At 65.8% G+C, this 17,337-nt stretch carries 21 protein-coding genes and 2 pseudogenes; 7 read left to right on the top strand and 16 right to left on the bottom strand.

Annotated features, from left to right (window positions below; all coding sequences use genetic code 11):
* Nucleotides 1-138 (bottom strand): annotated as a pseudogene (locus KQ297_RS09125) (photosystem II q(b) protein); the annotation flags it as partial.
* A gap of 581 nt (nucleotides 139-719) precedes the next feature.
* Nucleotides 720-926: a hypothetical protein gene (locus tag KQ297_RS09115; protein WP_259739141.1), complete on the bottom strand. Its 207-nt coding sequence runs from the start codon at nucleotides 924-926 to the stop codon at nucleotides 720-722.
* A gap of 110 nt (nucleotides 927-1,036) precedes the next feature.
* Here KQ297_RS09115 and KQ297_RS09110 point away from each other — a divergent pair, with 110 nt between their 5' ends.
* Complete coding sequence (locus KQ297_RS09110) at nucleotides 1,037-1,138, top strand: thiamine-binding protein (RefSeq protein WP_259739140.1); 102 nt, start codon at nucleotides 1,037-1,039, stop codon at nucleotides 1,136-1,138.
* 8 nt (nucleotides 1,139-1,146) lie between these two features.
* Here the strand turns inward: KQ297_RS09110 and KQ297_RS09105 are convergent, their stop codons facing one another.
* From KQ297_RS09105 to KQ297_RS09095, 3 genes are read right to left on the bottom strand one after another with little or no spacing between them, the layout of a single operon-like run.
* On the bottom strand, nucleotides 1,147-1,548 hold the full coding sequence (locus KQ297_RS09105; RefSeq protein WP_259739139.1) for a PPC domain-containing DNA-binding protein: 402 nt from the start codon (nucleotides 1,546-1,548) through the stop codon (nucleotides 1,147-1,149).
* A gap of 23 nt (nucleotides 1,549-1,571) precedes the next feature.
* Complete coding sequence (locus KQ297_RS09100) at nucleotides 1,572-2,669, bottom strand: lipase family protein (protein ID WP_259739138.1); 1,098 nt, start codon at nucleotides 2,667-2,669, stop codon at nucleotides 1,572-1,574.
* Between the two features lie 46 nt (nucleotides 2,670-2,715).
* Nucleotides 2,716-3,129, bottom strand: coding sequence for a hypothetical protein (locus KQ297_RS09095; protein WP_259739137.1), 414 nt, complete (start codon nucleotides 3,127-3,129; stop codon nucleotides 2,716-2,718).
* Nucleotides 3,130-3,361: 232 nt separating this feature from the next.
* On the opposite strand from KQ297_RS09095, the gene KQ297_RS09090 reads away from it, so the two are divergent.
* Nucleotides 3,362-4,429, top strand: coding sequence for an AI-2E family transporter (locus KQ297_RS09090; RefSeq protein WP_259739136.1), 1,068 nt, complete (start codon nucleotides 3,362-3,364; stop codon nucleotides 4,427-4,429).
* Here the strand turns inward: KQ297_RS09090 and KQ297_RS09085 are convergent.
* Both KQ297_RS09085 and KQ297_RS09080 read right to left on the bottom strand, forming a co-directional pair.
* Nucleotides 4,419-4,844, bottom strand: coding sequence for a heavy metal-responsive transcriptional regulator (locus tag KQ297_RS09085; protein ID WP_259739135.1), 426 nt, complete (start codon nucleotides 4,842-4,844; stop codon nucleotides 4,419-4,421). The genes KQ297_RS09090 and KQ297_RS09085 overlap by 11 nt on opposite strands.
* A gap of 151 nt (nucleotides 4,845-4,995) precedes the next feature.
* Nucleotides 4,996-5,736 carry a DUF305 domain-containing protein gene (locus tag KQ297_RS09080; protein WP_259739134.1) on the bottom strand — a complete coding sequence of 247 codons (741 nt, stop codon included), beginning with the start codon at nucleotides 5,734-5,736 and terminating at the stop codon, nucleotides 4,996-4,998.
* Nucleotides 5,737-5,825: 89 nt separating this feature from the next.
* On the opposite strand from KQ297_RS09080, the gene KQ297_RS09075 reads away from it, so the two are divergent.
* Nucleotides 5,826-7,259: a multicopper oxidase family protein gene (locus tag KQ297_RS09075; protein WP_259739133.1), complete on the top strand. Its 1,434-nt coding sequence runs from the start codon at nucleotides 5,826-5,828 to the stop codon at nucleotides 7,257-7,259.
* 21 nt (nucleotides 7,260-7,280) lie between these two features.
* Here the strand turns inward: KQ297_RS09075 and KQ297_RS09070 are convergent, their stop codons facing one another.
* A complete protein-coding gene (locus KQ297_RS09070) occupies nucleotides 7,281-8,354 on the bottom strand; it encodes a mechanosensitive ion channel family protein (RefSeq protein WP_259739132.1) in 1,074 nt (357 codons plus the stop codon).
* Between the two features lie 115 nt (nucleotides 8,355-8,469).
* Here KQ297_RS09070 and KQ297_RS09065 point away from each other — a divergent pair, with 115 nt between their 5' ends.
* Nucleotides 8,470-8,877, top strand: a complete 408-nt coding sequence (locus KQ297_RS09065) for a hypothetical protein (protein WP_259739131.1) — start codon at nucleotides 8,470-8,472, stop codon at nucleotides 8,875-8,877.
* Nucleotides 8,878-8,888: 11 nt separating this feature from the next.
* Here KQ297_RS09065 and KQ297_RS09060 read toward each other — a convergent pair whose 3' ends face one another.
* Genes KQ297_RS09060 through KQ297_RS09050 form a run of 3 tightly spaced genes read right to left on the bottom strand, consistent with a single transcriptional unit; the run spans nucleotide 8,889 to nucleotide 11,118 of the window.
* A complete protein-coding gene (locus KQ297_RS09060; protein WP_259739130.1) occupies nucleotides 8,889-10,109 on the bottom strand; it encodes an NAD(P)-binding protein in 1,221 nt (406 codons plus the stop codon).
* A gap of 50 nt (nucleotides 10,110-10,159) precedes the next feature.
* Nucleotides 10,160-10,399, bottom strand: a complete 240-nt coding sequence (locus KQ297_RS09055; protein WP_259739129.1) for a hypothetical protein — start codon at nucleotides 10,397-10,399, stop codon at nucleotides 10,160-10,162.
* Nucleotides 10,400-10,422: 23 nt separating this feature from the next.
* Entirely contained in the window at nucleotides 10,423-11,118 is a 696-nt protein-coding gene (locus KQ297_RS09050; RefSeq protein ID WP_259739142.1) for a class I SAM-dependent methyltransferase, read from the bottom strand.
* A 168-nt stretch (nucleotides 11,119-11,286) separates the two neighbouring features.
* Between KQ297_RS09050 and KQ297_RS09045 the strand changes: the two genes are divergently transcribed.
* Entirely contained in the window at nucleotides 11,287-11,748 is a 462-nt protein-coding gene (locus KQ297_RS09045; RefSeq protein WP_259739128.1) for a LexA family transcriptional regulator, read from the top strand.
* Nucleotides 11,749-11,756: 8 nt separating this feature from the next.
* Nucleotides 11,757-13,037 carry a Y-family DNA polymerase gene (locus KQ297_RS09040; RefSeq protein WP_259739127.1) on the top strand — a complete coding sequence of 427 codons (1,281 nt, stop codon included), beginning with the start codon at nucleotides 11,757-11,759 and terminating at the stop codon, nucleotides 13,035-13,037.
* 10 nt (nucleotides 13,038-13,047) lie between these two features.
* Here the strand turns inward: KQ297_RS09040 and KQ297_RS09035 are convergent, their stop codons facing one another.
* From KQ297_RS09035 to KQ297_RS09020, 4 genes are all read right to left on the bottom strand, one after another.
* Nucleotides 13,048-14,418, bottom strand: a complete 1,371-nt coding sequence (locus tag KQ297_RS09035; RefSeq protein WP_259739126.1) for a Rieske 2Fe-2S domain-containing protein — start codon at nucleotides 14,416-14,418, stop codon at nucleotides 13,048-13,050.
* Nucleotides 14,324-14,662: a hypothetical protein gene (locus KQ297_RS09030; protein ID WP_259739125.1), complete on the bottom strand. Its 339-nt coding sequence runs from the start codon at nucleotides 14,660-14,662 to the stop codon at nucleotides 14,324-14,326. Before KQ297_RS09030 ends, KQ297_RS09035 begins: the two co-directional genes overlap by 95 nt.
* Before the next feature lie 151 nt (nucleotides 14,663-14,813).
* Nucleotides 14,814-15,536 carry a 2OG-Fe(II) oxygenase family protein gene (locus KQ297_RS09025; RefSeq protein WP_259739124.1) on the bottom strand — a complete coding sequence of 241 codons (723 nt, stop codon included), beginning with the start codon at nucleotides 15,534-15,536 and terminating at the stop codon, nucleotides 14,814-14,816.
* A gap of 57 nt (nucleotides 15,537-15,593) precedes the next feature.
* A complete protein-coding gene (locus tag KQ297_RS09020; protein WP_185467003.1) occupies nucleotides 15,594-16,007 on the bottom strand; it encodes a hypothetical protein in 414 nt (137 codons plus the stop codon).
* Between the two features lie 500 nt (nucleotides 16,008-16,507).
* On the opposite strand from KQ297_RS09020, the gene KQ297_RS09015 reads away from it, so the two are divergent.
* The gene (locus tag KQ297_RS09015; protein ID WP_259739123.1) at nucleotides 16,508-17,152 is read left to right on the top strand and encodes a phosphoribosyltransferase; all 645 of its coding nucleotides are present in this window, start codon (nucleotides 16,508-16,510) and stop codon (nucleotides 17,150-17,152) included.
* Between the two features lie 22 nt (nucleotides 17,153-17,174).
* Here the strand turns inward: KQ297_RS09015 and KQ297_RS09010 are convergent.
* Nucleotides 17,175-17,337: pseudogene (locus KQ297_RS09010) on the bottom strand (phycocyanin subunit beta); the annotation flags it as partial.

Raw genomic sequence — 17,337 nt, 5'->3', positions numbered from 1 at the left:
GATCGTGGCAGCCAGCAGGGTGGGGATCATCAGCACACCGAACCAACCGACGTAGAGACGGTTGTTGGTGGAGGTGACCCACTCGCAGAACTGGCTCCAGGCAGACGCGCCTTGGCGCTGCTGAAGGGTGGTGGTCATGAGGACGGAAATGTGTGCCCCGGAAGGATCGGGTATGTAGACCAGACGATGTAGGAGGGGATCGAAATCCACTCGCGATAGCGCCCGACATTTACAGAATAGCATGAAATTGAGTTTTGTAAAGCCGTCTCCGGCTCAGCAGCCCACGTCCGGTCCACCACGGCGGATCAACCAGCTGAGCTGGGCTCACAGCCCGTGTGAGGGCGGAGGGCCCACGAAAGGGCCACGGAGAAGGCAGAATGTTTACATTCCGCAACAAACGCCATTGCGGTTGGCGAGCTTTTCCTCGAATCCATCTCGAGCGGTGTCATCACCCACACGGAACTGTCCTGGCTCACCGACCAGCAGAACAATGTTTCCTGCGTCGAGGAGGCCACGGCCCTTCGGCTCGGACGGCTTCTGGACCAAGGGTCCATCCAGCTGGGCTGCCGGCAGGACCCAGCGAAGCTTCGCCACGACCTGGTTCGGGAACAGTGGATCGAACCCTTCGGCCGCAGACGGCCATCACTGATCCGGGCCTGCGGACGTCCATTCCGCCAATCTCCGACTCTTGCGTTGTCGTCAGTTCATCTGCTGCCCTGTCACAGAACTGTTGATTGGCTTGCTGGCTGAGGACGAACGATCACGCAGCCATGGATTGCGCCGTTGACTACGGCCCTGAATCCCAAGGCGGCCAGAGAAATCAGGGTCTGCAATCCCAGCAAGCCATGCTTCGGTGAGGGGCTGGGACTGACCCGGAGCGTCAGGTCCTGATCCGGTTCCAGCACCACCGTCAGCGGGAAGAGCATCCCCTCAACCAAATTGTCGAAGGTGACCGTCGATCTCTGCGTCCTGCCGATCGAGGTGAATAGGGTCCGGTGTTCGCCGCCATTGAGGCCTGCCAGTGGTGGTGCCTGCCATGGGCTGCCCCAGGATCTATACCTCCGTGAAAATCAACACCCGCACCGACCGGGATCAATCGCTTGAGGACAAGGTGGCGAGCGTCGAGGCCCTGCTCTGAAGCACCCGCTACCGGCGCCTGATCTCCAGCTCCCGGAACCCTGTGGCCGGATCGATCTCGCGGTGGAAGCACCATTCCGGTAGCAACCCCACCACGATCTCGGCGGTGGTGCGCACCAGAGAACCCTCGCAGAGGTGACCACCGACCACGCGGCCCTCGGCATCGGCGACGCTGAGATGCAGGTGGGCCCCATCCGGCGAAAGGGTTCCCGCCAACGAGATGATCTCGAGATCCCCCGTCATCCGGGTGGGCGCTTCGCGTCCGGCCAGGCGCAGGCATGCCGTCGACAGGCTGCCGATGCCGCTGATCACACACCCCGCCTGCTCTCCCCGCTCGACCAGCAGCTGCTCCAGGCCAAGGCGCAGATCAGTGCCAGGCTTCAGGCGGATCGGCACCAATGGCAGGCCCAAGCCTGCTGATGGAAGGACCGGCCTCACAGGCGAGCCTGGCGCTTCACCAGCTGTTCCTGCTCCGCCTCGACAGCATTTCGATAGGCACTGATGAAGTGGTTGGGTCCCACATCGCTGCTCATGGGAGGAAACACCCATGGCTCTCCAGCATGGACGTAGGTCAAGGACCTGGCTCTTGTCGGTGGCAGTGATGGCACCAGATCGCCGAGATTTACAACCCGATAGGTGTTGGGCAGAGTTCGGCTGAAGTGTTCAGCGAATTCGGGATCACCCAACCTGGGTCCTGCATAGCTGTAGAGGCGGATCTGATCTCTTAAAGAAGGCAGCTTCTGAGCAATGTCAAGGGCTGCGAGCATCGCCAGAGGCGACCCAAGACTGTGACCAGACACATAGAGTGGCTTTGATTGATCCAGTCGCTTTGCTGCAGCGATGATGGGCTTGGACAACTCAGAATAGATTGTCGCAAAGCCATGGTGAATGGCACCCTTGAAGTCGAAACTCGGCACTGCATCCGATCGAACCTGATTGGCGCGCAGCGTTTCCAGCCATTCGTTTGCGCGCTGCGTTCCCCGCAGAACCAGGATATTATTGGTTTTACCCTGAAGAACAAAACCCCAGAAGACGGGGTAACTCCACTTGATCACCAGGGCCTGGCCAGCAAGATGCTGAACCAGACTCTTAAGCCTCATTGTTCTTGCCACAAGAGGATCATTCAGGAGATTACCATCAATATCGATGGTGCGCTTGGCTGTGACTGTGTCAGGTCCTTTGATGGAAGCTACCTGAGAATACTGATCCAAGCGTAGGCTGTAACTTGGCAAACCAGTGATGGAGCCATTGAAGCGTAAGTCAAACTTTCCTGTTATGTACTGCTCTGTAGCCAGACGACTACACTGGATCAAGATCTTGGAAACAGTTCGATCGTAGGGCGTATCAGGCGACTGAAGACTTAGAGATTCAACAATTTGTTCAACTTCAGCTGACGACTCCAGGTCTCCCTCGATAGCCTGGTTCACCGAATTCTGCACATATTTAGGATTGTTCAGCAAGGCGTCTGTCAGGCTTTGCTGCTCGGCTTCTCGAGAACGCCGCAGCCGTCGCTCATGAATGCCGGAGAGCAATCCACCGACACCCAGGCCTGCCAGTAGAACTTGCCGACGCGTTATCTTACTCATGACTTCCAACGGCATACTCCCGCGAGCGTCGCCTGATAAAACCAAGAAAGAAAAACTGGTTGACTGCTGCCCCGAATGTCCAGGTGCCGCTCATCAGGGCTCCAGATGTGGAGAAGTGGTCCACAAGTGGAATCGACACGCCCAACACAACAAGGATGAGCCAGGTCAGAGTCGCCACCGCCAACGCACCGAGGACATTCAGGACTTCACCACCAATGGTGATGGGGTTAATGGAGATTGCAAACTGCCAGCACTTTCCGACATGCCAGATCATGGTCAGGAGCAGAGCTGCCGCGATGACCAGAGAGGGCGTCAACAACATAGGAACAAGGCCCAGGATCGCGAGCCCAATGGCATAATCAACAACCAGGCGTTGCCCACGTTGATAACGGCGCATCAGGGTCAACATATCAGCCGCTGAAGAGCTTGCAGAAGGTGGCATCCCGTTCTTTCAGACAGTGCTGACGACAGTCTCGATGCCTACATCATCCTCTGTCGGGGTGATCCGGCACAAGTCCTGCTGCACCCGTATCGTTTCGCCATCCCAGCAGCAGCTTGGATCGGCTGACGGAGCGTTGAGGTCGGCCGATGGTCTCAGCCATCATGCGCCTGCAACCCCGCGCCCAAGAAGTCCGCCTGTGACCCTGCCTGCCCGCCTGCCCCGCGCCTTGGTGCTGGGCCTGGCCTTCCCGCTCATTGTGCTGAATCTGTGGGTGTTTGGCTCGCTTTATCGCGCCTTCGAAGGCATCGCCTCCACCTTCATCCTGGCTGGGGTGATCGCCCTGATCCTCAACCTTCCGGTGCGGCTGCTGCAGCAGCGGCTGGGGATGAGCCGCTGCTGGGCGATCGGCTCGGTCTTCGGCCTCTTCCTCGGCCTCGTGGGCCTCGCGGCCGCCACCCTGCTGCCTGTTCTGGTCATTCGCTTCTTCGCTCTGACGCAGGTAGTGCCCGAATGGATCACGACCACCGCCGACCGGCTGGCCTCAATCTCCGGCCAGGCCGCCTATCTGGGGGTGCCGATCGACGCCGGAGAGATCATCCGTGGAATCGCGGGGAACCTCACCGCTCAGCTGGAGGGACTGTTGCTGAACATCCCCGGGTTCATCGCCGGGTCACTTGGCAACTTCTTCAGTCTCTTCTTTCTGTTTGTGCTCACCGTCTTCTTCCTGATCTATGGAGGTGAACTGGTGCGCAACTGCCTGGTGTCGTGGCTGCCGGGGGAGAGTGGTCTGAGGGTGCTGGGTGTGCTTCGGCGCAACTTCAACAGCTACATCTTCAATCAGCTGATTCTCTCGGCGGTGCTGATCGGCATACTCACGCCAACCCTGTGGCTGCTGCGAGCACCTTTCCCGTTCCTCTCGGGAATCACGATCGGCCTGATGGGATTCATTCCCTTCGGCGCCATTCTCGGCATCCTGGTGGTCAGCGTGCTGTTCATGCTCAAGAGCTTCTGGCTGGGGCTCCGCATCTTCGCGGTGCTGATCGTGGTGGATCAGGTGATCGAGAACGTGCTGCCGCCTCGGCTGCTGGGCAAACTCACAGGCCTCAACCCGATCGTGATCCTCTTCTCGGTGATGGTGGGAGCCACGCTGGCTGATTTCTACGGCGTGATCACCGCTGTGCCGATCGCCGCCACCATCAAGGCTCTGGCCCTGGATCCCGCTCCGGATCCGGCTCCGGATCGGGCCCTGGGGGTCAGAGCCTGAGATTCGGACAGATCAGATCGGCTTCCCGGGCAGGATCGCTGCGCCAGCCCGCGAGCAAGCCCTCCAACTCGGTCCTGAGCTGTCCAAGGTCGCTGATCTGTCGCTCGATGCGCTTGATCTGATGCTTGAGCATCGCCTGGATGTCGTGACAGGGCAGCTCGCCGGCATCGTGCACCGCCAGACAGCTCTGGATCTCCTCCAGGGAGAGGCCCAGGGTCTTGAGCCGGCGGATGAACTCCAGACGCCGCAGGCTGTCTTCGGCGAACAGGCGGTAGCCACCCTCGCTGCGGCCGATTGCCGGCAGCAGGCCGAGGTCTTCGTAGTAACGGAGGGTCTTGACCGGCAGTCCGCTGCGGGCGGCCAGGGCACCGATCTTCATGGCGCTGCCTGGCGTCGGGCGCAGGGTGGTCCCCATCGGATTGACTCTCCATTCCTATGGAAACTTTAAATCCGCCCCGGCCGCACGGATGCCCTGCCATGGCGGGCTTGGGTCTGGCTCTGCTCGTGGCGGCGGCTCCGATCATCCTCACAGTCCCCTCCGGCTCTTTGTCCAACCCAGGCCAGCGTCAGAGCTGGAAAAGGGCGTCGAACTTGTGATAGTCGGGCTTGCGCAATCCCTCCACCGCCAGCATGCGCCGCAGCTCGATGATCTCGACCCGCTGGGCGAGAATCACCTCCCGGGCAAAGCGGAGGATGGTGCTGTTGCTGCTCTTGGCCAGGGCGTCATGGGCCATCATCAGCGCGCCGCCGTGGTGCTCCAGCATGCCCTCGAGGAACCACACCACCCGGTTCTCTCTGGTGGGGCCGTCGCCCATCATGCGCATGCCATCGATCTGGGCCTGGCTCATGCGGGTCAGGCCCGAGAGGCTGTCGGGATCACCACCTGGAGCCAACGCCACGGGGTACACCGGGGCCTGGGGATACCAGGCCTTGCGCCACAGTCCCATGGCACGGATTTCGTTGGCCTGATCGCGCCAGATCGTCTTGCCCAGGGCCCCGACGCCGGGCTCGCCGATGCCGAAGACGAATTCGCTCATGCGCAGGGCACCGGTGTGGTGCTGCACCATGCCGTCGATGAAGCGCAGGTCGTAGGTGGCGCCGGCGGGGCCCAGGTCATGGTCATGGGAATGGGCGCCATGGTCCATCGGCTTGTTTTCTTCGGCTCCTGGTGCAGGGGAGACCATCGGCATCGTGTGGTCGTGATGCCGGTGATCCGAGGCCGGATCCATCTGGGATCGTGCGGCCGGAGCCGTGATGGCCAGGACGCCAAGACCGATCAGGACGGTAGGGAGCAAGGGGTGGCGCATCACCGGAAAGCGGATCGCGCCAACCGTATGGTCTCCTCCCCACTGGAGAGTCAAGCTTTCGCGCCAGGGGGAGGCTCTACGGTCAAGGAATGGCCATCGACATCAGGCGCCGTCAGGTTCTCGCCCTGGGCCTTGCAGGCCTGGGCTCCACCCTTCTCGGCCGACGGCTGTGCGCCCAGCAGGCGAGAACCCCCGGCCTGGCGGATCTGGAGCTGGTGGCACGCCCCGTCGCGGGGAGGATCCCCGGCGGGCCCAGTGCCCCGCTCACCTACAACGGCCTCACCCCAGGCCCCTTGCTGGAGCTGCAACCCGGCGATCGCGTGCGCCTGCGCCTGCGCAATGAGCTCGATCAGCCCACCAATCTGCACTTCCACGGCCTGCACATCCCCCCCAGCGGCAGCGCCGACAATGTTTTTCTCTCGGTGCTGCCGGGGGACAGCTTCGACTACGCCTTCACCCTGCCCGCCGATCACCCGGCCGGTCTCTTCTATTACCACCCGCACCACCACGGCACCACGGCCGATCAGGTGTTTGCCGGGCTGGGCGGCGCCCTGGTGGTGCGCGGAGCGCTCGATCGAATCCCGGAGGTGGCAGCCGCCACCGAGGCCATCCTGGTGCTCAAGGATTTCGCCAGTGCCGCCGCCCCCCAGGGCCAGGGCCAAAGCATGGGAATGGGGATGGGCCGTGCGCTGGGTCGCCAGGGGCCGCTGCTCACGGTCAACGGCGAGCTCCAGCCCTCCCTGGAGCTGCCCAGCGGTGGTCTGATCCGCCTGCGCCTGCTCAACGCCTCCAACTCCCGCCTCTACCGTCTCGCCCTGGAGGGCCACCCCCTGGTGCTGATCGGCACCGATGGCGGTGCCATCGGTGCCCCCCAGACGCTCCAGGAGCTGGTGCTGGCACCGGGCGAGCGGGCCGATCTGCTGGTGCAGGGCAACCAGCCCCCCGGCACCTACCGCCTGCTCGACCTGTGGAGTGGTGGGCGGCCCCAGACCCTGGCGAGCCTGAACTACCGGGGATCGGTGACGCCCCTGCCGCTGCCGACGACCCTGATCCCCGTGCCGGCCCTGCCGGAGCCCCAGCGGACCCGCCGCTTCGTGCTCTCCCATGGGATGGGGAGAGGTGGTGGTGGCATGGGCATGGGGATGGGTGGCATGGGCGCTGGCGGCCGCATGGGCGGGATGGGCATGATCTTTCTGATCAATGGCCGGGCCTTTGCCCACGCCCGCACCGACACCCGCGTGACCCTGGGCGATAGCGAAGACTGGCTGATCGTCAACGGCGACCCCCATCTCGACCATCCTTTTCACCTGCACATCAATCCGTTTCAGGTGATCAGCCGCAACGGCCGCCCAGAACCCCAGCGGCAGTGGAAGGACACGGTGCTGGTGCGTTCAGGCGAGGAGGTTCGCCTGCGGGTGGCCTTCAGGGATTTCCCGGGGCGCACCGTGTACCACTGCCACAACCTCGACCATGAGGAGATGGGGATGATGGGAGTGCTTCAGATCGAGCAGGCCCGGGGCTGAGGCCCGGCTCCCAGGCCCAGCTCAGCCAACGGCGAGGGCCTCCATCCCCTTGGTCTGGGTGGATTCCAGGAAGAGAGTCTGACTGGGATAGGCGAAGTCGATGTTGTTCTGCTGGAACGTTTCCATGATGCCGTGGTTGATCTGCTGCTGCATATCGAGAAACAGAACGATATCGGAATCGGGAATGAAATAAACAAACTCGAATTCCAGAGCGCTGTCGGCAAAACGCGTGAAATGACAGCGATCGAATTCCGCCGGTGGATTGGATCGAATCACAGCCTCAACGAGGCCAGGAATCGCCTTGACTGTTTCCAGTGGGGTTTGATAAAGCACGCCGATGGTGGTGGCCACACGCCGCTTGGGCAGATCTCCATAGTTCTGAATCACCTTGCTCAGCAGGTCTTCATTGCTGATCACAATTCGCTCCCCACTCAGGCTGCGGATGGCTGTGGAGCGGATCCCCACCCTTTCCACGGTTCCCAGCACATCCTCAAAGCAGATGAAGTGCCCGATCCTGAACGGCTCATCGAAGAGGATGGTGAGGTAGTTCAGGAAGTTGGAGATCGGTCCCTTCAGGGCCAAGCCAACGCCGATGCCAGCCCCCGCCAGGGAGGCATAAATGGCGCCCATCTGAACGCCCTGGTTCTGCAGAAACACCAGCAGTCCAAGAATCCACACAAATGAGCGGATCATCGGCTCCAGGCCCTGCAGCAGTGTGAGCTGGTTGTGGCGGCCGAGACGGCGCAGCGAGCGATCCAGCAAGATCAGCAGCACCCGATTGAGCAGACGCACGATCAGCACGATGGCCAGGAACAGCGCCACGGCTTCCAGAAACCGATCGATACCCTCTCCAAAGTTGAGCACTTCGACTTCCGCCACCAGCGACCGCCAACCCCACCAGAAGACAGCGAGGTAGCCGATGGGTGCGGCTGTTCTCATCACCGAGCGAATCAGATGATCATCGGTGGGGCTGGGAGTTCTGCTGGCCAGACGCATCAACCACCGCCCGATCAACTTCAGCGACACCATCACCACGGCGCTGCCCAGCAGCACTTTCGCTGCGACAATCAGCAACGACCAACCGAATTCAGCCACAGGTAAGTGTTAATAATTCGTCAGGGTAACAAACCTTCCCCGCCACTGCGTTCATGCCACCCAAGCAGTTGGCAGTCGCCCATACAGTTCACTGGCACAACCTGAGACTGCTGCGGTGCTGAGCCGACTCCTCGGCGTGATTGCCGCCACCGCCTGGCTGTCGAGCCCTCTGGGCCTGGCCCAGGAGAGCCCGAACTGCACGGCCCTGCAGGAGCACCACCGGGCCCTCTCCGCCCAGGCCCTGCAGCAGGAGATTCTTCTGCTCAAGGCCGTGCGGCAGAGGCTCTGCCCCGCCATCAGCCAGCAGGCGGACAACCCTCAGCCGAACAAGGCGGCGGTGGAGCCGCTCGACTTCGACGCCCTGCTCAGCTGCCGCCATCGCGCCGAAGCCGAGCTCAAGGCCACACGCACGCCCCTTTACCGCAACCGGGAGCGCCTTGTCTTCTACACACCCCAGGGTGCGTCCCTGGCCAAGGCCGGCGATGACTGGCTGGAGCGCAAGGACCAGGCCGGCTGTCCCTGAACCAGCGGGGTTCAGCCAGGGGCCGCCCCCATGGCCGCCAGCAGCCGTGGCGCCAGCTCCTCACCGCTGCGCAGGGCACCCTCGATCCGGCCGAAACCGGGGCCACTGGTGAAATCCCCGCAGAAGCCGATCCGGCTCTGCGGGCAGAGTGTCAACGGGCTGGGAAGGCCGGGGCCTTCGGGGAAGGCCGCCCCCCAGCGCATCAGCTGAGGCTCGGCGCCCTGCAGTGCCGTTGACGTGATCCAGGGTTCCAACACCGCCAGGAGGGCCGCGCCGAGCGCTTCGATCAGTTCCTGCTCCCGCTGCGGCGAGGGGGTGACCCCTGGCAGCCGGGCCACCGACGATCGCGACCCGACCACATCCGCATGGAGCGTGGCGACCTCGGCTGTGGAGTGGGCCACCACCACGCAGCGTCCATCCTCCAGGGGCTGAATCGAGAGCCGCGAGAGACCCCAGCGCGCCTGGGCCGCTGCGTCGAAGCTCAGCAGGCGAAAGGGAAGCCGCCGCCAGGCTTCAGCCAGCGGGGGCTGGATCAGCAGCAGCAGCGCGCTGCGCGGGCTGCAGTCGATCGAGGCGATGGCCGCAGCGGCCCTCTCCAACTGCCCATCCCCCAGCTGCCTGACCAGCGGCTGCAGCGGTGGTTCAGGCCAGCCCAGCAGTGCCTGACAGCGGGGATGCGCCAGCAGGGTGCCACTGAGCACCAGCCAGTCGGCAACTCCCAGCCGCTGCTGCTGGTGATCGAGCAGGTCCCAGCCGCCGTCTGCGCTCCGCTCCAGATGCCGCACCAGGCAGCCGCCATTCAGCTGGAGGTCGGTGCCACCGAGCTCCAGCATCCCCCGGCAGAGCTGATCCATGCCGCCACGGCCCCGGTAGAGCGCCCCCTGAGTGAGCGGATCGGTGGCCCCGGCGATGAGCTGACCCTGGCCATCGAGCTGTGCCAGGGAACCTGACCACGGCTCGATCCACCCCCCCTCCAGCAAGGGAGCCAGCAGCGCCGGCTCCGGGGTCGTGGTGATCGAGAACAGCGGTGCTCCGTGGTCGAAACGCAGCAGGGGGTCATGGCGGGAACGGCGGCTGCTGGCCCGCCCCCCGGGTCCCCGGCCAGATTCCCAGAGGCCGATCGGACCACGCCAGCCCAGCTGACGCACCCGGGCAGCCAGGGCACAACCACCAACCCCGGCACCGATCACTGCCACTGACGGGACAGCCGGATCACAGCCGCGTCCCGTCATCAACTCCAACGGTCTCAGATCAGGCTCAGGTCACAGTTTCGGCCACGCTCTCAGGCGCCCTGGCCCGCCGAGGAGGCCTGCTGGTAGAGCTGCTCGAGTCGCTCACGGCTGAGGTCCACCATCATCACTTCTTCGCCGGGGCTTGGGGCCTCGGGGTGGCGCCGACGGGGAGAGGCGATGCGCTCGCTGCTGCGCAGGTTCTGGGTCATCAGGGCGAAGGCGCCGCCCAGGATGACGGCGAAGCAGACCATATAAATCAGTGGGGCAATCACGTTGATCAGGGTTGTCATGGGTTTCCGGCGTTCCGGGCATCCTAGTGTGAAGAACTGTTAACCGTGGTTGGCTCCTCCCGGCGGCCGGGTCCCGGCTTCTGGGCGATCACCGCAAAGAACGGATCCCCGTGGCCCCCCAGCCAGCCCAGCGCCCCCTGGGCCCGGGTCGACTCGGCGACCAGCTTCGGCAGCGGCCAGCCCTGGGCCACCAGCACCCGCACCACGTACTCCAGGTGATCCCGGTCGCTGCCGTCGGTCCAGATCTGGGGAGCTTTCTGCATGAACATCCGATTGGAGAAGGCCACGATCAGTTGCCCCTGCGGCCGCAGGATCCGCAGCAGCTCCGCCGCGATCGCCTCCGGTTGCTGCAGGTACTGCCATCCCGCCACGATCAGCACCGCATCCACGCTCGCGTCCGCCAGGGGCAGGACCTGGTCGCGGTTGAGGTTCTGCAGCCAGTGCTGATCCAGGCGCGGGTTCGCCTCCAGCTCCCGGGCGTTGAGGCCATGGCCGATCACCCGCTCATAGCGGACCTCCTCGGGCAGGTGGCTGACCCAGCTGCTCATCAGGTCCAGCACCACCGCGCAGGGCGGGATCCGCTCGCGGTAGAGCGCCGTCAGCCGGTCGCGGAAGCCACCGTCGAGGTGCTGCACGAAGCGGGGCTCGGCGTAGAAGGCGGCGTCATCGGAGCGATCCAGCTTGAACCGCTCGGCCTCGCTCAGCACCTGCACCGCCATCGCCCGTCCTGCAACGTCATTGATGTGCCCCATGCTGGCCACAACAAGCGCCCCACGATCGATCAGATCGTCGGATGGGCATGGGAGGCCATTGCCGTCATGAAGTGGCTGCCACGCAGCAGGGATCAGTACATCTGAACTACTCTGGCGATCCCTGAGCGGCTGCCCATGACCACCGACCCGGCGCTCACCGGAGGGTTCAGCGAACCGTTCACGCCCCTGCCCCTGCGTGAGCGGCGCCGGGCCCTGACGCTGCCCCTGGCCGGCGACAGCGTGGCGGCCGGCTTCCCCAGCCCCGCCGACGACTACGTCGAAACCGGCATCGACCTCAACGAACAGCTGATCCGCCATCCCAGCAGCACTTTCTTCCTGCGCGTCAGCGGCGATTCGATGATCGGCGCCGGCATCCACCACGGCGACCTGCTGATCGTCGACCGCAGCGTCGAGCCCCGCCACGGCCGGGTGGTGGTGGCAGCGGTTGAGGGGGCCTTCACGCTCAAGCGCCTGGTGCGTCACCAGGGCCGGCTGCGGCTGGAAGCCGCCCATCCCGCCTACCCGCCCCTGGAGCTCAGCGATGCCGACGACACCCGCCTCTGGGGTGTGGCCATCCATGTGATCCACCCGCTCTGAGGGCGCCGATGGGCTGGGCCACCGTGCTGATCGACGGCAACAACTTCTATGCCTCCTGCGAAGCGGCGCTCGACCCGTCCCTGATCGGCCGGCCGCTGGTGGTGCTCTCCAACAACGACGGCTGCATCGTGGCCCGCAGCGCCGAGGCCCGCGCCCTGGGCATCCCGATGGGCAAGCCCTACTTCCAGGTGCGGCGGGAGCTGGAGTGCCTCGGCGTGGTGGTGCGCAGCTCCAACTACGCCCTCTACGCCGACATGAGTCAGCGGCTGATGCTCACCCTCGAGCCCTGGGTGGAGGAGCTGGAGGTGTATTCGATCGACGAGGCCTTCGGCCGGCTGCACCGGCCCGCCGCCGGCGACCTCAGCGCCTGGGGCCGCGCCCTGCGCCAGCAGGTGCGACGCCACCTGGGACTGCCGGTGGCGGTGGGCATCGCCCCCTCCAAGGTGCTCGCCAAGCTGGCCAACAAGCTGGCCAAGGGCGATCCGGCCCACGGTGGCGTGTTCGATCTGGGGGCCCTGGCTGATCCCGACCCCTGGCTGGAGGCCGTGGCGATCGAGGACGTCTGGGGCATCGGCCGCAAGCTCTCGCGCTGGTGCCGCCTGCGCGGCGTGGCCAATGCGCTCCAGCTGCGCGAGCTGGCCAGCGGAGAGCTGCGGGCCAGGGCCGGTGTGGTGGGGCTGCGCCTGCAGCAGGAACTGCGCGGCCACAGCTGCCTGCCCCTGGTGGCCGCCCCGCCCGCCAAGCAGGAAACCTGCGTGAGCCGCAGCTTCAGCGAACCGATCCGGGAACTGGGGCAGCTGCGTGAGGCGATCGCCACCTACATCAGCCGTGCCGCCGAGAAGCTGCGCCGCCAGCGCCAGCGTGCCGGCACCATCACCGTGTTCGTGCGCAGCAGCCCCTTCAACGGCACCCGCTTCTACGCCAACGCCGCCACCGCGACCTTGCCACTGGCCAGCAACGACACCGCCGTGCTGCTGGCCGCCGCCCTGCCCCTGGCCGAGCGGCTGCTGCGGCCCCACAAACCTCTGCAGAAGGCCGGTGTGCTGCTGCAGAACCTGCAGCCGCTGGAGCAGTTGCAGCACCATCTGCTCGCCCCCCTGCCGCCGGAGCAACAACGGCGCCGGGAGGTGCTGATGGCCACCATCGACGGCCTCAACCGCCGCTTCGGCCGCGGCACGGTGCAGTGGGCCGCCTGCGGCCTCAAGCCGGCGTGGGCGATGAAGCGCCAGCGCCTGTCGCGGGCCGCCACCACCCGCCTGAGCGACATCCCCGTGGTGCACAGCGATTGAGCTGCGGCACTCAGCTCCGGTTGCGGGGCGGCCGGTCGTTGCCGGCCAGCAGCAGGCGTTCCCACTGGCCGAGCTTCCAGAAGCCGGCGCCCGACAGGCCGGCCACGCCCACGCCGGCGGCCAGGGCCAGGGGGGTGTGGAACCAGGCGATCGCCAGCAGGGCCAGCCAGGCCAGGGGAGGCAGCAGCGGCCGCCAGCGCCGGATCCGGCGCAGGGCGCCGGAGCAGCTGCGGCAGTGGCGGGTGTGGCTCTCGTAGCGCTCCACCAGCGCACGGCGCCCAAGGCGCGGTGGCAGCGGCTGAGCAGGGAACGGCTCGCCAGCCCCGCTCACCACCCAGTCGCGCAGGGCCTTGACGTAGGCATCGGCACCGGTGGCCAGGTGGCAGGCGCGGCTGAGGCCCTCACTGCCGCCACGGGCCTCCAGCACCCGCTCCTGCCAGTGGAGGAAGATCTGGTCGTCTTCCAGCACGGTGTGGTTGCCGATGTGCTGGAGCCACTGGGGACGCAGGCGCAGCAGCCGGCCCGGCCAGGGGGACTCGAACTGGAACGGGAAGCGGGCGAACAGCCGGCACTCGCCCGGCCGGGTCGGCGTGGCGTACACCACGGTGAGGATGCGGGCGAAACCACGGGCGGTGAGGTCGTGCCACATCAGGCCCGGAGCGAGGAAGGTGGTGAACTGGCTGCCGAGCTTGCCCCGGCGGGGGCCCTCCTCCCAGACGCCGCTGAACCCCCCGGGGCCGGCCTGCTCCAGCCGCAGGTCCACCGGGCCGGCCGTCTCGCGTCGACCCACCGTGGCGTGATGGGTGAAGGGAACGTGGCTCACATCGAGCACGTTCTCCAGCAGGGTGAGGGCGTCGTAGGGGAGGTCGCGGAAGGTGTCCTGCACCAGCCAGCCGGCCTCCGTGTCCTCCAGGACGGGAACAAGGGGCAAGGGCACCGCGGCGGACGCCTCGGGCGCTCCGGCGAACACGAACAGCATCCCCTGGCCGGTGGCGGTGGCGTAGGGGCGACAGGAGCTGCGACGGTCACTGGGCTGGCTGCCGGCGCTGGCCTGGGGGATGGAGGTGCAGTGGCCTTCGCCGTCGAAGCTCCAGCCGTGATAAGGGCACTCCAGCTCACCGGCGCCATTGAGCCGCCCTTCGGAGAGCGGCACCAGGCGGTGGGGGCAGACATCGGCGAAGGCCCGCCACTGACCCCCTTCAGACGTGGAATCGCCTTTCCGCTCGAACCAGAGCACCAGGTCATCGCCCAGGAGGGTGAAACCCGTGGGCCGAGCTGGATCCAGATCACGCAGATAGGCCACCGGATACCAGGCGTTGCGCCAGGCCAGGCTCTGCTGAGCGGAAGCCGTGGGGAGGGTTTCGGCGCTGACGCTGCTCACAACAAGGAATGCATGCAAAGGGGATGGTGGCAGGCCCGGCCCGGCGACCGTGAAGCTCCGCATCAAGAGCGGAGATGGCCTCCTGCAGACAGTCGTTGGCTTCCCTGGCCCGCTCGAGGGTCCCGGTCGACCAGAACAGGCCGGGTTGACTGGCCGGCTCGGCCACCAGCTCCACGAGCATGCCGTGGACCTTGGCCATCACGACATAGAAGTTCAGCAGCGTCTCGCGAGGGCTCTCCCCCACCACCTGAGCAATCGGGGCCTCCCGCCAGCGCTGTCAGCCAGAGCCAGAGCCAGAGCCAGGGCCAGCGCCGACGACGTCTGCTGAGGGGGGTCCCGAGTGCCATGGAAGTCGTTGTGGCCGCTGCAGGATCTAGCCAGCGGGCCACTCGCCCTCAGGAAAAGCCCCCGGGTTTGGGGCGGCGGCTGGAGAGGGAGAGGTTCACGTTGCCGCTGGGAGTGACGTTGGTGGCGGCACCTGGTGGACGGAGTCCAGCCGGCTGCGGCCCGGCGATCACGTTGAAGGCCAGGGACCAGCGCTCCCCGTCGCCTCGGAACGGCGGCACCGAATGGGGCTGCCAGGCGGGAAACACATAGAAATCACCCGGCACGGGATGGGCGTAGTGCACCATGCCGGTGTGGAAGCTCTGGATGTGCCACTCCTCCGGACCGTGGAAGCAGAGCTGGCCATCGAAGCTGTCGGGTCGGATCTGGGCTGGAACCTTCAGGAACACCACCCCCGAGAAGCTGCCGCCATGGGTGTGGACCGGGTTGTAATCGCCGGAGCGCTGGGCATTGAGCCAGACATCCACAAGCTGCAGGCTGTAGCGCCCGGGGATCCAGGGTCCTCGGCCCTGGGGGGGCTGCCGCTCGATCACATGGCGGATCCAGTGGTCACAGCCCGGCAGGATCACCGTGCTGGCCAGGCTGCTCACGGCCGGGTGCTGGGGTGGCAGCTCCCGCTGCTGGTCCAGTTGACCGGCCAGTTTGACCGAGGCATCCGGGGAGGTGTCCGGATCGGCGAGCACCTGGCCGGCCAGGGTGATGAGCTGGGTGAGCAGCGCCTGCTGGAGATGCCCCTTGAGCACGTAGCGGGGGAACAGGCTCAGCATCTCCATCGAGGGGGCGTCCTGCAAACCCGTTCCAGCAGCGGTCTTGAAGCCTACGGGACCCGCTCAGAGAGCTTCGTAGCGCACGTTGAGATTCAGCTTGCCCGGACCCAGCGCCGTGGCCTGCAGCACCAGCACGGCGGTTTTGCCGGCCGGAGTGCCGTCCACGCTCGTGCCCGCCGGAGGATCGAAGACCAGATTCAGGCCCCAAGGGCCTGAGACGGTGTTGATCGTGCGCTCGCTGTAGCCCTGGCTGCTGAGCGAAGCGCGCAGCTTGGCGAGCAAGCCCTCGGGCGTTCCGCCCAGCTGGCCGTTGAGGCTGATCTGCCCCACGGCGTTGGCCGCGAACAGGCTGGGCAGGCTGGCTGGGACCGGCAGCTTCAGCCCCTTGAGCAGAGAGGCGGCCGGGGCGGCGAAGGCCGCTGTGGCCCCAAGGAGCACCGCCGCGGTGGCCGTGAGCAGCATGCGCAGAAGGGTCAAGCGTGGAGGTGCGGCTGGGATCAACCTAGGGCGGTTGGATTCAGGCACTTTTCTGAGCTGCCCTGGGCGGCATGACGCGACGGTCGCTGGGGATGCTGCCAGCTGAGCCAGCCCGAGCCGCTCAGGCAGAGCGCCATCAGTACCCCGGCAATCAGCCACCAGGGGGGGCGGGGCGAGCGGTGGTGGCGTTGGAGATCTGGCACGGGCCAACGATGCCGTCGACCTGTGGCTGTGGCGTGATCCTGGTGGCCACAGCTGTGGCTGGATGTGACTGGGGCGTTGCGTCTGATCAGCAAACACAGCTCAGCAGTCGCAGCTCAGCAGCAGAAAGGCCCTGGTTGTCCAGGGCTTTTTGCTGCACCGTTCCCGTGCTGCGGGGACTGCGGGGATGCAGACCTTCGCTCGCCGGTGCCAGTTGAGTCTCGCCCTTCTCGCTCCGAATTGGGGTGGGGAATGCCACAGGCTCAGACTGAAGCTGAATCGGAGTGAGCAGGAGTGCCATGGATCGCTCGCGCTTCGCCGACCGCAGGGAAGCAGGAGAGCAGCTGACCGTTGCCCTTCAGGCCTGGAGCGGATGCGGCGCCAACAGCAGCGTGATCGCCCTGCCCAGGGGGGGAGTGGTGGTGGGAGCGGCGGTGGCGCAGGGCCTGCAGCTGCCGCTGCGCACCTGGGCCGTACGCAAGCTCGCCGATCCCAGGGAGCCCGAGGTGGCCATCGGTGCGATTGCCCCCGGGGGGGTGGCGCTCTGGAATGAGTTGGCCGGTGGAATGGAGCAGCTGACACCCCAGGTCAGGAAGCAGATGCTGGCCGGGCAGGAGCAGGAACTGCGGCGCCGACGCCGTCTCTATGGCGACCCTGCTGCAGAGGAGCTCAGTGGACGCCATCTGATCGTGGTGGACGACGGGATCGCCACCGGATGGACAGCCCGGGCTGCGCTCTTGTCACTGCGACAGCTGAATCCCGCGAGCATTGTGCTGGCAGCTCCAGTCTGCGAAAGGACGCTCAGACCGGAGCTGGAGACCTTGGTGGAGCAGCTGGTGGTGCTGCGCTGGGTCCACCGGCTGCAGGCGGTGGGCCAGTGGTACGACCACTTCGAGCCCGTCGAGGATGAGCAGGTGCTGGCCCTGCTGGCCGGACGGGTCTGAGGGCCAGCCGTGGGTGTTCGGCTCAGCCGACAGCGGCAGCAGCCCGATCGAAGTAGGTGCCGATCTCGGAGGAGAGGGCGGAGCAGTCACCGGGGGTGATGCCGTTGCGATCGTTGACGAGAGCCAAGGCGGCATCCTTCATCTTGCGGACCCCTTCGGCCACGGAAGCGCCGGGGACGCCGAGG

This window comes from Synechococcus sp. CS-205 (assembly GCF_025128255.1).
In the GTDB taxonomy this organism is placed as follows: Bacteria; Cyanobacteriota; Cyanobacteriia; order PCC-6307; family Cyanobiaceae; genus Regnicoccus_A.
The sequence above is the reverse complement of the archived record's forward strand: the minus strand, read 5'-3'. Positions and strand labels throughout refer to the sequence as shown.

Bases quoted from the DNA above. Each gene is read 5' to 3' on its own strand.
- KQ297_RS09115 (WP_259739141.1), bottom strand. From the start codon at position 926: ATGCTCTTCCCGCTGACGGTGGTGCTGGAACCGGATCAGGACCTGACG.
- KQ297_RS09110 (WP_259739140.1), top strand. From the start codon at position 1,037: ATGGGCTGCCCCAGGATCTATACCTCCGTGAAAATCAACACCCGCACC.
- KQ297_RS09085 (WP_259739135.1), bottom strand. From the start codon at position 4,844: ATGGGGACCACCCTGCGCCCGACGCCAGGCAGCGCCATGAAGATCGGT.
- KQ297_RS09080 (WP_259739134.1), bottom strand. From the start codon at position 5,736: ATGCGCCACCCCTTGCTCCCTACCGTCCTGATCGGTCTTGGCGTCCTG.
- KQ297_RS09075 (WP_259739133.1), top strand. From the start codon at position 5,826: ATGGCCATCGACATCAGGCGCCGTCAGGTTCTCGCCCTGGGCCTTGCA.
- KQ297_RS09060 (WP_259739130.1), bottom strand. From the start codon at position 10,109: ATGACGGGACGCGGCTGTGATCCGGCTGTCCCGTCAGTGGCAGTGATC.
- KQ297_RS09055 (WP_259739129.1), bottom strand. From the start codon at position 10,399: ATGACAACCCTGATCAACGTGATTGCCCCACTGATTTATATGGTCTGC.
- KQ297_RS09050 (WP_259739142.1), bottom strand. From the start codon at position 11,118: ATGGCGGTGCAGGTGCTGAGCGAGGCCGAGCGGTTCAAGCTGGATCGC.
- KQ297_RS09045 (WP_259739128.1), top strand. From the start codon at position 11,287: ATGACCACCGACCCGGCGCTCACCGGAGGGTTCAGCGAACCGTTCACG.
- KQ297_RS09040 (WP_259739127.1), top strand. From the start codon at position 11,757: ATGGGCTGGGCCACCGTGCTGATCGACGGCAACAACTTCTATGCCTCC.
- KQ297_RS09025 (WP_259739124.1), bottom strand. From the start codon at position 15,536: ATGGAGATGCTGAGCCTGTTCCCCCGCTACGTGCTCAAGGGGCATCTC.
- KQ297_RS09015 (WP_259739123.1), top strand. From the start codon at position 16,508: ATGGATCGCTCGCGCTTCGCCGACCGCAGGGAAGCAGGAGAGCAGCTG.